Here is a 14,058-nt window from a genome sequence, read left to right as displayed (position 1 = left end):
GCTTGAGATTGAGCCGAGTGTGTCGCGAGCGCGTCGAAAGTCCTGGCCGCTGCGGCCCTCAGGCGGGCTTTAATTTTTGAGAATGCCATTTCGATCGGAGTGAGATAGGGGCCGTATGCGGGCTGTGAGAGGAACCATGCACCGGAGTCTTTGAGAAAAGTATCGATTTCAGGTGATCCGCAACTCGCCGCCACCCGCGCATAGTAATGAGCGATCAGCCTGGTCACGTTTGCTGCCTATTGCTGCTTCAGTATCCCCTAGGCTGGCAGGTATTGAGCTTATGGATGCTCACCGGTACATGCGGCATAGGAGTGAGAGCTGTGATTGAGCCCAATCGCGGGCGATCTGCTGGGTTTCTGCCAGTCCAGACAAGAGGACGCCGATCTCACCGCTGATTTCGAGGTTTGTATCCCTTATCCTGCATGCAACCGTATCAAGCGTTACAGTGGCCACAACCAGACTGTCGATTGGTGGCGTCTGGAAAAGCGCCTCCGAATTTGCCTCGCAAGTCAGCAACGCCCTCGCTGTGACCGACGAGACACCGCTCGAAACGGGGCAGAAATCGACCGACTCCACCTGAAATCGGACAGTTTGATTTGGGCCGATCGGAATCTGTTCGCACAACTGCAACGTAGCAATGGATCTAGCGATGCTCGGCCACTCTGGGCTATTGAGGGCCGACCGGCAGTCTGCTGAAACCGGAGCGTAAGACCAAAAAAAGATCGCTGCCGAAATGCAGCAAGCGCTGGTCTCTCTGGAACGTCGTCCCGTCATGATCATCCTCTGTGGCCGAAACGTCACCTGTACTTTGCCGCGGTGGCCAAGGAACTGCGTTTCGCACCGCCCAACGGGCCCTCAGTAACCATGCGAGGGCCTGGAGCGGCAACTCGGCGTGCAACTCTTCATCCGCTCGACCAAACGGGTGGAAGTGACAAGGGAAAGGAGACCTTGAGCGAACCCTCACCATCGATCCCGATAAGCAGCTTCTTCCCTAATGTAAGCCTGCCGAGTCGGCCAAATGTTCCCAGCCTTAATTAGCATGCCGCATGAATTGACGAAATTGCCTTTTTGTTAATCAACGGAATCGACCCAGCTTGCCCAAAATCGACATGCAAGAATGGTTACAAAGCCGAAGGTCATGCCTACATACTCTGACATCTTCATCGGTCCCGAAATCAGATGCTGCTCTCGCTCCGCAATGTCAGCAAATCCTATGTGACCGCAGAAGGACCTCTTGAGATCCTGAAAGGCATCGATTTGGATCTCAACGCAGGCGAAAGCGTCGCACTGACGGGAGAGTCCGGAAGCGGAAAGAGCACCCTGCTTCACCTTGTCGGCGGGCTTGACTATCCCGATGGCGGGCAGGTCCTTTCAGCCGGCCGAGATATTGCCGCGCTGGATGATCGGGGAAGGGCCGAGTATCGACGTACGGCGGTCGGGTTGGTGTTTCAGCATTTCAACCTCATTCCGTCGCTCGATGTCGCGGCCAACATTTCCTTTCATGCAAAGCTTGCCGGGCGGCACAATCCTGCCTGGGAGCGGCAGCTCGTGGAAAATCTTGGCATCCAGGCGCTTCTTGCCCGATACCCCGAGCAGCTTTCCGGAGGCCAGCAGCAGAGGGTGGCGATTGGCAGAACGCTTGCCGCGCGCCCGCCCCTGGTTCTCGCCGACGAACCGACAGGCAATCTCGACGAAGCGACTGGGGATGCCGTGCTCGCCATCATGCTGTCGCTGACGAAGAGTGCAGGTGCTGCGCTTTTGATGGTGACGCATTCTTCGAGGCTGGCGCAGAAGCTCAACCGTAACGTTCATCTCAGCGGCGGAAAGATCGCCTGATGCTCTGGACCGCCGCAACGGCTCTCCTTTCGCATTGGCGGCGCCGGCCTCTTCAGCTTGTTACCCTCATCCTCGGCCTTTCGTTGGCCACCGCGCTCTGGTCGGGTGTCCAGGCGATAAACGCAGAGGCGCGGGCGAGTTATGCGCGGGCAGCCGCAGTGCTTGACCAGAACGAGCTGACTCAACTCGTGCCGAATAAGGGCAATTCCATTCCCCTAACAACATATGCCAAATTGAGAAGGGCAGGCTGGAATGTCTCGCCCATTATCGAAGGCGACCATCGCTTTGGGAATGTCCGTGTGCGGCTTATCGGCGGTGATCCGCTGACGATGCCTGCGCAGGCGCGAGGCTTCGAAACCGGAGGATCCAATGATCTGTCAGCCTTCATCGCGGATCCGGGTGTCCTCGTGGTTTCCAAGGCGACTGCCCTCAACCTTAAGGGCCATACCGAGATGCAGCTCAAGGTATCGCCGGACCTGCCGGACGGTGCCGCGTTCACCGACATCGCCGTAGCTGAGCACATCCTCGACAGACGCGGTGAGCTGAGCCGTCTCGTCGTTGCGCCGGAACAGTGGCCGAACCTGCCTTCGCTCGACATTCTCGCACCCGAGATCGCAATAAAGCCGCCGGGCGACCGACCGGATGTCGCCCAGCTGACCGACAGCTTCCACCTCAACCTGACGGCGTTTGGGTTTCTCGCTTTTGCCGTCGGTCTGTTCATTGTCTATGCCACGATCGGCCTGGCGTTCGAGCAGCGCAGAGCGACCTTTCGGACCTTACGCTCTCTCGGGCTTTCCATGTCGTCGCTGAACTTCCTGCTGATGACGGAGCTTCTGGCGCTGGCCTTCCTTTCCGGGCTCGTCGGCGTCGTGATCGGGTATTTCGTGGCCTCCCTGTTGCTGCCGGGTGTGGCGGCAACCCTGCAGGGGCTCTACGGGGCGGCGAGTGTCCCGGGCACGCTGACCGTTCGACCGGAATGGTGGGCAACAGGGCTGGGAATAGCGATTGCCGGGACCATCGTCTCGTCGGCCCAAAGCCTCTGGCGGGTCCACCGCATGCCGTTGCTGGCTGCAGCGCAACCTCGTGCCTGGGCGCGTGCGACGGCAATCGGTATCCGACTGCAGCTTTTAGGCGGACTGGGTCTACTGATCACCTCGGGCGCTTTGGCAAGTGTCGGACATGGGCTGGTGGCGGGCTTCGCGGTTCTGGCTTGCCTGTTACTCGGAGCGGCCCTGATGCTGCCGGCAGTGCTGTCCGCGTGTCTTGCTGTCATGCAAAGAAACTCGTCGCGCGTGCTCGTCACGTGGTTCTGGGCCGATACGCGGCAGCAGCTGCCTGGGCTCAGCCTGGCTCTGATGGCGCTGTTGCTGGCTTTGGCCGCCAATGTCGGTGTCGGCACGATGGTCTCAAGCTTCCGGCTGACGTTCATCGGTTGGCTCGACCAACGGCTGGCGGCCGAGCTTTATGTCGCGGCACGAGACGAGAACGAAGCGGCGCGACTGCGAGGATGGCTGCTGGCTCATTCGACATCGGTTCTTCCCATCTGGAGCGTCGAGGGTGAGGTGCTCGGAGACAGGCTGCAGATCTTCGGCGCGGCAGCAGGCGATCCGACCTATCGGGACAACTGGCGGCTCCTTTCGGGAACCATCGATGTCTGGGACCGGGTCGCCGCGGGGCAGGGGGCGCTCGTCAACGAGCAGCTTTGGCGTCGCAACGGGCTTAACATCGGAGATAGTCTGGCCTTACCCGGTGATTGGAAACTCCCCGTCGTCGGGGTCTATTCCGACTACGGCAATCCAAAAGGACAGGTCTTCGTCGGCATCGATGCCCTGACGGCACATTATCCTGACGTTCCAAAGCTGAGATATGGCGTGCGTGTTCCTCCGACCGACGCCCCGTCGCTGAAGGAACGCCTGACGACCGAATTCGGTCTGCCGTCCGAAAACGTAATCGACCAGGCCTCCTTGAAGCGGCAATCGCAGGCAGTCTTCGACCAGACGTTTGCTGTGACCGGAGTGCTCAATCTCTTCACCCTCGGCGTCGCAGGTTTTGCGATGTTTTCCAGCCTGCTCACCTTATCAGGCATTCGACTGCCTCAACTTGCCCCCGTCTGGGCGATGGGGATCAGGCGGCGCGATCTTGCCCTGCTCGAAGTGCTGCGCACGCTCGCGCTGTGGCTCGCGACCTTCGTTGCCGCCGTTCCTGTCGGCCTTGCGCTTGCCTGGGTGCTGCTGTCGATCGTCAATGTCGAGGCTTTCGGGTGGCGGCTGCCGATGCGGATTTTTCCGATGGACTGGCTCGTCCTGGGATCGGTGGCGCTAGCTGCGGCGATCGTGTCTGTCTTTATTCCGCTCCGACGGCTGGCGACGATCGGGCCATCGGATTTGCTGAGGGTGTTTGCCAATGAACGCTAGACCTCTTCTGGCTGCCTTTGTTGCCGCAGCCACGGCAATCTCCGTTCCTGCCGCCGCTATTTCGCAAGGATTTGCCGGACTGGGCTCGACCGCCGAGGGCTTCGCTGTTCCACGCCCCGGCATGCAACTCCGCTTTCCGGCAGATCACGGCCCCCATCCCGAATTCCGGATCGAATGGTGGTACATTACTGCAAATCTTCAGGGTGAGGACGGGACGCAGTTCGGCGTACAATGGACGCTTTTCCGCTCCGCGCTCGCGCCGAAGACCGAGAGCGGTTGGTCCGATCCTCAAGTCTGGATGGGCCATGCTGCGATCACCACGAAGGATCGGCATCTCGCGGCCGAAAAATTCGCCCGCGGCGGGGTCGGCCAAGCAGGTGTCGTCGCCGTACCCTTTTTTGCCTGGATTGACGATTGGGAAATGAAAGGCCTGCTGAAATCGGGCGTCGACCAGCTGGACAAGGTCAGCCTGCATGCAACCGGAAAGGATTTTGGCTATACGCTCCAGCTGTCCGCCAACGGTCCTCTCGTGCTGCAGGGCGAGCAGGGCTATTCTGTGAAATCGGCAAATGGACAGGCGAGCTACTATTACTCGCAACCGTTCTATGATGTCTCAGGATCTCTCGACGTCGCCGGAAAGACCGTTCTGGTCAGCGGCAAGGCATGGCTTGATCGGGAATGGTCTTCACAGCCTCTCGCAAAGGACCAGACCGGATGGGAGTGGTTTTCGCTCCATCTCGATTCCGGTGAGAAGGTCATGGCGTTTCGGCTTCGCGACGGCAGCGGTGGCTACAGATCGGCGAATTGGATTGCGCCGGACGGCAAACCGACGCCTCTGCCGCCTGGATCACTGGAGATATCCCCCGTGCGCACAGCACGCGTCGGCGACCGGAACGTCCCTGTTGCATGGCGTGTCCGGATCCCCGAGCGCGGCCTCGACGTCACGACCAGCCCTTTGAACGACCAGGCATGGATGGCGACCACCACGCCTTATTGGGAAGGCCCAATTACCTTCAGTGGAAGTACCGGGGGGCATGGTTATTTGGAAATGACGGGATATTAAAAGGGATCAGCCGCGACGGTGAAAATCCTCCTCGCGATCCGATGCATGAGGTCCAAGGCGGTCTCGTGGCTCAACCCCAGCCAGTTAACGTGAAACACTCGTTGCCGTGATCTTGAGCCACGGCCACGAGTGACGTCTGCACGCATTCATCGATGAGGAACTTCAAGAGGCCATGCCTAAGCTTGGCGATGGCAAACCTCTTTGTAAAGAGGATATGGTGCGGCCTCTGGAGAAGACCGGCAACTATCGTGCCCTTCCCTGGATAGTTCCCGTCCGCTCGTCACGCTTCCCGCGCGGAATTTCCTCCGAATGGCGTAATCGTTGATATCGAACCACCGGCCTTCGCAACGACGAGGTCATCTGGCTTCATATCCTCCCGGCACCGGTGAAAAGGCCTTCGACCTCAGCAAGCCTCATCGCCTGGTCTGCGACCTACAAACAATCATTTCCCGCGAAAACCGAAGAGCCTATGCGTCGTGTGCATAGGTGCAGTGAGGGATTGTCACTTTTTTAAACCGATTGAAACGCCTATATTCCAACCATCGAAACGACGCCGGAGCCAAGCAAGGTTGCTGACGTCAGACAGCCCTCAGGAAAGGGGATTATCATGAACGTCGCACGCTCTTTCAACAACTGGCGCAAGTTCCGTCAGACCGTTGCCGAACTTGGCCGCATGTCCAGCCGTGAACTGCAGGACCTCGGTATCGACCGCGCCGACATCCGCAGCATTGCCCGGGGATCGCTCGCTAAATAGCGCTGGAACCCAACTCGCTTGCGACTGCTCGACGCCCGCTCATCACGCGGGCGTTTTTGCGCCGGCCCATCATGGATGCGCACTCTGTTGGATTGTGCCTTGTCGCGCGCCTTGTGGTTTGTGTTTTCTGCATAGCTGCAGTGCAACATAACGCCTATCCAATACCACGCGATCGTCTATGGTCGTTCTCGACGAAGCGATGCACCTCCTCCCGCAAAGCTTCGTGTCTCAGACGGCCCACTCCTCCTCCCAGGGGCGTCTGTAGGAACAGCGGCACTCCTCCCCCGTCGCTGTTCGGTTCTTTTCGAAAAGCCTGCCGCACCTCCTCCCGCGGCAGGCTTTTTCGTTTCCGGGCTGTCTGCTTAAAGACCGAGGTTGAGTTGCGGCTGTTCGGGCGTCGATCGTGACTCCGCTGTTTTCTCTGTTTCTGCAGTACCTCCAGATCGTTGTTCCGGATCTCAGCAGGGTCAACCTTCGGTGCTGGGCCACACGTGCGGCAGTGCAGGCAGTTGGCAGATATCGAATGGCGCTCGCAGCCGATATCGAAGGCGCGGGCTCACGTGAGCTTCGCTTCCCATGCATTGGGGCGGGCTATTGCGGTCGACCCAGGCGATTGTCGTCGTCAATCAGGATCAGTCGCGCTGGAGCACCGTCGCCCCATTTCCAAAGGACGAGGTTCAGATCCTCCCCGGTCGCTGCCGCGGCGAAGCTTCGGACGAGCAGACCATGATAGCCGGTGGCGGCCAGCCGCCTGGCGAAGCCCTGCGTTCTGGCCTCGCCGCTCGCCTTCATCTGGTCGCGCCATGTCGGATCTGAAATCGCGGCAGCGTCCATTCCTTCGGCCCGAAGCGCATCATCGTCGCGACTGTCGAAGATGCGCTCGAAAGCAGCGTCATAGGAAACGAGCGTTGTCGGCTGCAGGTTGCCGACCTGATTGGCCTCGCGCAACGCAGTCATCACTGATAGCGACGTGTAGAGCGCCGGCATCCCCCTTGGATTGAACCGGCCGCCATAGAGTTCGGCTCCCCGGCCCGAGAGTGGCTGGCGAGCATATATCGGGTTCAGTGCCCGGTAGAGCTTACCTTCATATCGCATCGGCTGGGGCTACGCGTGGATACCGGCGTCGACCGCGTCAATATAGTCGAGCACCTCATCCGCACGGCCGTCGCGCACCAGCTGCATGGCCGTCTGGCCCGAGAAGCCGGGCAGGGGCTCGGAGCGATACCAGGCATAGGCCATCAGCGCCGAGCCGAAGCGCGGCTCGACCTTGTTGACGACCTCGATCATCTCGCGCAGGCGCCGCTGGGTCTTGCCGGAGCGGATCCGGTCCTTGCGCTGGATCGCATCCTTGCCGAGTCCGGCGGTGCGGGCGATTTCTTCACTGGTCGTGCGGAACGCCTCCGCGATTTTGCGCGGCGCGAACAGCCCATTATCCGCATATTGAGCGAGTCCCATTTCTCTCACGTCCGTTCTCGAATGCCAATCTTACTGACTATATATAGCGTCAGAAAGGGAGGCATTCAATCCGATAAAAGAAGAAAGGGGAAGGGAGCTAGTCGCAGATCGGCTAGACCGGCTCGCGCGACGACATCGTCGATATTGCACGGTCATTGGCACGGCCGGGCAGGTGAGGGGCGCGCGGTACTCCCTAGCGCAGCTTCTCAACGGCGACGGCAAGACACGTCTTGAACGCGGCAAGGTCCGTATAGAGCGCATCCCGCGCCGCGTCTCCGATGATGAGGACGCCACCGCGCCGCTCAATCCCGGCGTGCAGCATGAGATTGTCGGCCAGGCCAAAATCCTCGACCGCAATCCCGTCCGGGTCTCGCAGTCGACCTTCAGCATCATACGCGACGGCCCCGCCATAAAGATCGCTCACTCGTCCGCTGTGATCGCGGGCCACATTCGTATAAGCGAATACAGGCTTACCGCTTGCGCACATAAAGCCGAGTTCGAAAGCCGTCCCGGTATCGGCGGCAATGCCACGAAAGGGCGTCAGATTGGCGATGATCGCGTCCGCCTGGATCATCATCTTCTCGTCCACCGCGTTTATCGCTGCGGCGCGCTCGCGCTTCGAGTTCGTGTGCGGGATTTCCAGATCGCCGGGGGAGAGCGGGAGAAGTCCCGCCTCACGGGCAAGTGCTGCCTTCCGGTCGAGGATTTCGCGGGCGTTGGGAAGGAAGACCTCCGGCCCGGCCAGATAAACTTTTCTTGTCATAAAATTGCACCTGAAAGGGATGGGCTCGGCAACAAAAAATTCCTTCCTCGCTCTACAGCGAAGAAGGATCACAATCCAGTGGGCGAAAACCGCCTACCCGTCATGGTGTTCGATCGCTATCCAGAGCAGACGGCACAGCTGAAGAAGCTCGGTGATCTGTTCGGCAAGGCCGGCCTAACCCTGGCAGATAAGCTTCGCGCAGAAGATGCCGACTTCGTTCGGCTCGCGCTCGATCAGAAGTGAAGCACAACTCATCTACCAAGATGTTCGAGCCGTTCCTAACGCGAACGTGTGTGAGGACGTTACATGCGCAACATGGGTCTTCAATGTCACGGCGCAGTTGCCGGGGAATGTAAGATTGTGCGAGGTCAGATGCTTCAATAGCTGATCGACATTGCGCTTATCAGAAAGCGGAAAGGTAACAGTCATATCGAACTCCATCGGTCTACTTTAGTTCGCTGCAAGAATGTAAGGGCCGAAATATATGCGGTGCAACATAATTTCGCAGGTGCAGCAAATAAAATCGATTAGGTCCCTTGCGAGCAGTGCGGCTCAACCAAAGCGAGGTTTGACACTGCGGGATCACCACCTGCCAGGAGAAGCATAGGCATCTCGTACCAAAGGGTGTTGAAGTCGCCGAGAACAAGCACTGAGCGGTTCCGGTCAGGTGGCAGTTCTGAACGCTTGACAGCCCGAGCTTGTTCGGTTCGGGCCGCGATCGTGGCGTCCTCGGTCGTTGGTTCTTGCCGTAAATAGGATCACTTCCCCATTTCGATGAGAAATGGACATTGATCACCATGACCTGCCTACCGGTGAAAATGAACGGCACAGCACGTGGAAGGCGCTTGCGCTCGAAAGAAGGCTTACAAACGAATAGCGAACCTGGATTGAGGGGACGCATCACGATCCACTCAGCCGGAGAAAAGCGTTCCCCAGTTCCGATATAGAATGTAACCAGCCGCTACGAGTGCGAGCTGCGAACTGCGGTTGAGGATGTTCCTACAGGCGCTGAGCCGTGTAGCGAGGAGCATGCCGAGTACGCCGCCGACGATGCCGCCTTCGATGAACTCCGCGGCGAGCCACCAGTCCACCAGGCCCGAGCTGGCATAGTTCGGGGGCCGTCGCCAGATGTGCCGATGGCGATGATCATCGGCATGCCCGTCGCCAGCATCAAGCCGGGAACGATCAGGAAGCCCCGCCGATGCCGAAGAAGCCGGAGGCAGCCCCGACGGCGAGTGCCACGGTCGCTGTTGCGAGGCACATCCTGAGGTCGACGGGACGGCACTCGACCGCCATCGCCTTCTTCGGCTTCAGCATCAGGACACCGACGACGATCATGAGGATGCCGAACAGAAAGATCAGGCGGCCCCCTTCCATCGCCTTGCCCAGGCTGGAGCCGTCGAGGGCGCCGAGCGCGGAGAAGACGGCTGCGCAGCGCCACCAGACGTGACCTTGATCGCGTGGTCGCGAAGTTCGTAAAGGCATTCAGCGAGACGGCAAGCGCACCCGTTCCGATCGCGATATGCGGCTGCGTCACCCCGACGACGTAGAGGAGCAGCGGCGTCGCCAGGATGGACCCGCCGCCCAGGAGGCCGAGCATGAAGCCGACGATCCCGCCGGAGCCGACTGTCGCCAAAATAGAGGTGCTCACGTCCGTCTGCTCCATACTCTGTCGTACAAGGTCATGCCGACTAGCATCGCGATGACGAACAGCGCTGTCTGCGGGATGCCACTCGACAGGGACGCAACCGCCGGACCCGGACAGAAGCCGCCGATCCCCCAGCCCAGGCCGAACAAGGCCGAGCCGATCACCAGTGGCGCGTCGATCCGCCGGCTCGTAGGCACATGGAAACTGTCGTCGAAGGCTGGATGCCGCATACGCTTCATCACCTGCAGGCCGATGAAGGCGACGACGACGGCGCCGCCGAGGACGAAGGCAAGGTTCGGATCCCATGCGCCGAACAGGTCGAGGAAGCCCTGGACGCGGGCCGGGTTCAGCATGCCGGATAAAGACAGGCCAAAACCGAAGACGATGCCCGAGGCGAGAGCGGCCCCGAACTGGTAGATGTTCCTGTTCATAGTCCGAGACCTCGCAGAACTGCGACGGCAAACACGCCGGCCGTCAGGAACGTGGCGACCGCCACCATCGATCGCGGCGACAGGAGGGCAAGCCCGAGAACGCCGTGGCCGCTGGTGCAGCCCGATCCCATGCGCGAGCCAAAGCCGACGAGCAGCCCCGCGACGATGATCAGCGGCCATCCGGCGGTGATCTGCACGGCCGGCCAGCCGCCGAACGCCAGCAGGTAGGTGAGCGGCCCAAGCAGCAGCCCGAGCACAAACGCGAGATTGGTGGTCAAGCCGACGCCTTGGGCGAGACGCCCGACGATCCCGCTGATCCCGGCAATCCGGCCGTTGAGGAGCAGAAGCATGACGGCCGATGCGCCGATCAGCATGCCGCCGAGCAGAGGTGGGAGGTAAGTGCTCATTTGTCTTCCTTCGCGCAGAAGATGTCATAGAGCGCGGCCACCAATTGCGCGGCCTTCTCTTCCGTCAGGCGATAAAAGATCTGTTTTCCCTCCCGACGGGTTTCGACGATGCCCGAGCCGCGCAGCACCGTCAGGTGCTGCGACAGATGCGGCTGGTGGACGTCGACCTTCTCTTCAAGCTCGCCGACCGAATACTCGCCCTCCACAAGAGTGCAGACGATCATCAGGCGCGCCGGATGGGACAGCGTTTTCAGGAGGACTGCGACTTCTCCGGCCCGGTTGGCCATTTCGGCGGGGGAAAGCCGCGCCTTCATCATTGCCTTAAGGTCGGTACTCATTCCCATGCTGCTCCCTGTAATGTATCGAGGGGAAACTTGAGGTAGCGCTTGCCGTTGGCTTCCGGCTCCGGCGGGCGCCCGCCGCGGATGTTCACCTGCAAGGCATGCAGGATGAGCTTCGGCATCGGCAGCGTTTTGTCGCGCTTTGTCCGCAGCGCCACGAACTCTTCCTCGCTTACGCCGGCAAGGTGCGGGTTGGACTTCTTCTGCTCGGCCACCGTGCTTTCCCAACGGGGTGCGCGCCCGTCCGGCTGATAATCGTGGCCCGTGAAGATCCGCGTCTCGTCCGGGAGTGCGAGGATTTCCTGGATCGACTTCCACAGGACGCGGGCATCGCCGCCGGGAAAGTCGGCCCGAGCCGTGCCGCTGTCGGACATGAAGAGCGTGTCGTGCACGAAGGCCGCGTCGCCGATAACGTAGGTGATGGAGGCAAGCGTATGTCCTGGCGAAAACAGCACCTTCGCATCGATGGAGCCGACCTTAAAGGTCTCGCCATGAGCGAAGAGCCGGTCCCATTGCGAGCCATCGGCGGCAAGTTCGGGCCAGTTGTAGATGCCCTTCCATAGCTCCTGGACGTCCACGACCCGTTCGCCGATAGCAGTTCGGGCGCCCGTCTTCTCTTTCAGATACTGGGCTGCGGAGAAATGATCCGCATGCGGGTGGGTGTCGAAAATCCACTCGACCGTCAGATCTTTTTCGCGGACGTAGTCGAGAATCGCGTCGGCATTGATGGTCGCCGTTGCTCCGGCCTTCTCGTCGAAGTCGAGGACTGGGTCGATGATGGCACACTTGCAGGTCGCGGGATCGGACACCACGTACTGGACGCTCCAGGTGCGTTTGTCGAAGAAGCCCTTCACCTGCGGCCGGCGCGCGGCATGCCTCTCCAGCCAAGCTGCAGCGGAAGACGTGTCGAAGCCCCGGCTGCGTCCGAATTCAACGAACTCGTCGGCTGACATCCGACCATCAATCACCTCGCCAATGAGGTAGAGGTTCAGCGAACGCTTGCCGGTCGTGCAATGTGCAAGAACGGGGCCTTCCGACTCATCGACCGCCCGCTGAAAGGCACGTACGTCCGCTTCGGTGATCGTGTCCGCCGTGACAGGAATGAACGCGTAGGACAGGTCGCACTGCTTCGCTTCCTGGCTTTCGGCTTGCGTTCCCGGCTGGGAAGGATCCTCGTTGTCCGGTCGGTTGTTGATGAGTGTCGTGAATCCTTGGTCGCGCAACGACCGGACGTCCTCGACACTTGGCTGTGGCGAGACCGACACTTTCTCGGATATTGCGGTGATAGGCATGACGGGCTCCATGAATCGCATCAATATACGATCTAATATATTGTATAATGATATGTGTTCAAGATCAGGCGCGGAACTTTGTGCTCGCCCTGTTGTTCCGGCGCAGAGGAGAAGCACCCTGGCCACGACAGCGAACCGGGTGGCGCCCAGACATCCGACGAAATCAACCGACGCCTGCGCTGGCAGATGGAGGAGAGGCTCGCCTAGTACAAGGCTCATCCCGATCAGATCGAAACAAGGCTGGCGGAACTTGACCGGGAGTGGGAATCGAGCGAACGCTCAAGGCGAATGCTTCCACATTGGCCTTCACGGGAAGCAGCAGTAAGGCGTGCCCCATCCGCTGCTTTAGCTTAGGCGGCGATAAATTCCGCCACCTGGGTCGGTGAATGCTTCCGGGTGAAGCGCGGATGGGTGACACCGGCCGTCATCCGTTGAATCAAAATCGCTGAGCCAAGAACGGCAGATTTGTTCAGTCGGGAGCTCGAAATCTACCAGTCCGCAATCGGCCCCCATCTTGGCCAGCGCGATTACGGTGCGTAATACATTTTCTACGCGAAGCGGAAACCATTCCGATTTGAGGGTGCGATATGTCGATTTTACAAAGTCTCTGTGCGGTCAGGCCCACGCAACCAAACTTCCAATCAAAGCCCGCCCCTCCTTATAGAGCTTCGACATTCAAGCATGCGTGAACGTGCCCCGATGCAATCTCTCGCAACTCCGGACGCGTCCGTCTGCAATGCTCGGTCGCGATTGGACAGCGGGGATGGAAATGGCAACCGGAGGGCGGGTTGAGCGGCGAGGGGATTTCGCCCTGGATCGGCATGAACTTACGTCGCTGCAGCGAGATCTTCGGCATACCGTCGAGCAGCATGCGCGTATAGGGGTGCGCAGGCGATGCGAAGAGCTGCTCGGTCTTGGCAAGCTCCACGACGCGGCCGAGATACATTACGGCTACCCGGTCGCACAAATGGCGGATGACGCCAAGATCATGGCTGATGAAGATCATAGCAAGGCCGTTGTTGCGCCTTATGTCCATCAGGAGATTGATGATCTGCGCCTGAACAGACACGTCGAGCGCGGCCACCGCCTCATCGCAGATCAGCATGTCGGGCTTCACTGCCAGCGCCCGGGCGATGCCCACGCGCTGACGCTGACCGCCGGAAAATTGATGAGGGTAGCGGCCGACGCTGTCGGCGGGCAGGCCGACGCGCGCAAGGATATCGACCACATAATCCTTCACCCGTGAGCGCGGCACTAGCCCGTGCAGGACCGCCGCCTCGCCGACGATCTCGCCGACGCGTAGACGCGGATTGAGAGAGGAAAGCGGATCCTGGAAGACCATCTGGATTTTCAGTGCATCGCGCTTACGGGTCAGGAAGCTGTCGTAGGGCTCACCGCGGAAGTGCCGCTCGCCGGAAGAGGCAGGCAGGATGCCGGCGATCATCCGCGCCAGTGTCGATTTCCCGCAGCCGGATTCGCCGACGACGCCCAGTGTTTCGCCCTTGCGCAGCGTGAGCGAGACGTTGTCGACGGCGCGCAGCACGGTGGGCGGGCGGTCACGCAGAAAGTGGTTCGCGAGATCGCGAAATGCGCTGCGTCCCGCTATGAAGTTGCGCGACAGATCCTTTGCTTCGAAGATCATCTCGTTCATGCG

At 60.2% G+C, this 14,058-nt stretch carries 14 protein-coding genes and 1 pseudogene; 5 read left to right on the top strand and 10 right to left on the bottom strand.

The window, feature by feature from the left end:
* Positions 1-288: 288 nt before the first annotated feature.
* On the bottom strand, positions 289-774 hold the full coding sequence (locus N2599_RS38210) for a hypothetical protein (protein WP_051336804.1): 486 nt from the start codon (positions 772-774) through the stop codon (positions 289-291).
* A gap of 405 nt (positions 775-1,179) precedes the next feature.
* On the opposite strand from N2599_RS38210, the gene N2599_RS33180 reads away from it, so the two are divergent.
* The 4 genes from N2599_RS33180 (at position 1,180) to N2599_RS33165 (ending at position 6,067) form a co-directional block, all read left to right on the top strand.
* A complete protein-coding gene (locus N2599_RS33180) occupies positions 1,180-1,836 on the top strand; it encodes an ABC transporter ATP-binding protein (protein ID WP_027513090.1) in 657 nt (218 codons plus the stop codon).
* Positions 1,836-4,250, top strand: a complete 2,415-nt coding sequence (locus tag N2599_RS33175; RefSeq protein ID WP_027513091.1) for an ABC transporter permease — start codon at positions 1,836-1,838, stop codon at positions 4,248-4,250. Before N2599_RS33180 ends, N2599_RS33175 begins: the two co-directional genes overlap by 1 nt.
* The gene (locus tag N2599_RS33170; protein WP_027513092.1) at positions 4,240-5,313 is read left to right on the top strand and encodes a lipocalin-like domain-containing protein; all 1,074 of its coding nucleotides are present in this window, start codon (positions 4,240-4,242) and stop codon (positions 5,311-5,313) included. Before N2599_RS33175 ends, N2599_RS33170 begins: the two co-directional genes overlap by 11 nt.
* Before the next feature lie 607 nt (positions 5,314-5,920).
* On the top strand, positions 5,921-6,067 hold the full coding sequence (locus tag N2599_RS33165) for a DUF1127 domain-containing protein (RefSeq protein WP_084606540.1): 147 nt from the start codon (positions 5,921-5,923) through the stop codon (positions 6,065-6,067).
* A gap of 591 nt (positions 6,068-6,658) precedes the next feature.
* Here N2599_RS33165 and N2599_RS33160 read toward each other — a convergent pair.
* The 3 genes from N2599_RS33160 to N2599_RS33150 all read right to left on the bottom strand — a co-directional run bounded on the left by N2599_RS33160 (position 6,659) and on the right by N2599_RS33150 (position 8,285).
* Positions 6,659-7,162: an RES family NAD+ phosphorylase gene (locus tag N2599_RS33160; protein WP_027513903.1), complete on the bottom strand. Its 504-nt coding sequence runs from the start codon at positions 7,160-7,162 to the stop codon at positions 6,659-6,661.
* 9 nt (positions 7,163-7,171) lie between these two features.
* Positions 7,172-7,522, bottom strand: coding sequence for an MbcA/ParS/Xre antitoxin family protein (locus N2599_RS33155; protein ID WP_027513904.1), 351 nt, complete (start codon positions 7,520-7,522; stop codon positions 7,172-7,174).
* A gap of 193 nt (positions 7,523-7,715) precedes the next feature.
* Positions 7,716-8,285: a nucleoside 2-deoxyribosyltransferase gene (locus N2599_RS33150; protein ID WP_027513905.1), complete on the bottom strand. Its 570-nt coding sequence runs from the start codon at positions 8,283-8,285 to the stop codon at positions 7,716-7,718.
* A 78-nt stretch (positions 8,286-8,363) separates the two neighbouring features.
* Here N2599_RS33150 and N2599_RS33145 point away from each other — a divergent pair, with 78 nt between their 5' ends.
* Positions 8,364-8,528, top strand: a complete 165-nt coding sequence (locus N2599_RS33145; RefSeq protein WP_156915392.1) for a hypothetical protein — start codon at positions 8,364-8,366, stop codon at positions 8,526-8,528.
* 668 nt (positions 8,529-9,196) lie between these two features.
* On the opposite strand, the pseudogene N2599_RS33140 reads toward N2599_RS33145, so the two are convergent.
* From N2599_RS33140 to N2599_RS33115, 6 genes and pseudogenes are all read right to left on the bottom strand, one after another.
* A pseudogene (locus tag N2599_RS33140) lies at positions 9,197-9,951 on the bottom strand (sulfite exporter TauE/SafE family protein).
* Entirely contained in the window at positions 9,933-10,364 is a 432-nt protein-coding gene (locus tag N2599_RS33135) for a YeeE/YedE family protein (protein ID WP_027513908.1), read from the bottom strand. The pseudogene N2599_RS33140 and the gene N2599_RS33135 overlap by 19 nt, the downstream one beginning before the upstream one ends.
* A complete protein-coding gene (locus tag N2599_RS33130) occupies positions 10,361-10,771 on the bottom strand; it encodes a YeeE/YedE family protein (protein ID WP_027513966.1) in 411 nt (136 codons plus the stop codon). Before N2599_RS33130 ends, N2599_RS33135 begins: the two co-directional genes overlap by 4 nt.
* Complete coding sequence (gene bigR, locus N2599_RS33125) at positions 10,768-11,115, bottom strand: sulfite-sensing transcriptional repressor BigR (RefSeq protein ID WP_100770458.1); 348 nt, start codon at positions 11,113-11,115, stop codon at positions 10,768-10,770. Before bigR ends, N2599_RS33130 begins: the two co-directional genes overlap by 4 nt.
* Positions 11,106-12,404: a bifunctional sulfur transferase/dioxygenase Blh gene (gene blh, locus N2599_RS33120; protein WP_027513194.1), complete on the bottom strand. Its 1,299-nt coding sequence runs from the start codon at positions 12,402-12,404 to the stop codon at positions 11,106-11,108. Before blh ends, bigR begins: the two co-directional genes overlap by 10 nt.
* A 658-nt stretch (positions 12,405-13,062) precedes the next feature.
* A complete protein-coding gene (locus tag N2599_RS33115) occupies positions 13,063-14,055 on the bottom strand; it encodes an ABC transporter ATP-binding protein (protein WP_027513195.1) in 993 nt (330 codons plus the stop codon).
* Positions 14,056-14,058 lie beyond the last annotated feature (3 nt).

The sequence above is a fragment of the Rhizobium sullae genome (assembly GCF_025200715.1).
In the GTDB taxonomy this organism is placed as follows: Bacteria; Pseudomonadota; Alphaproteobacteria; order Rhizobiales; family Rhizobiaceae; genus Rhizobium; species Rhizobium sullae.
Note: the sequence above shows the minus strand (reverse complement) of the source record. Positions and strands in the feature narration are given on the sequence as shown.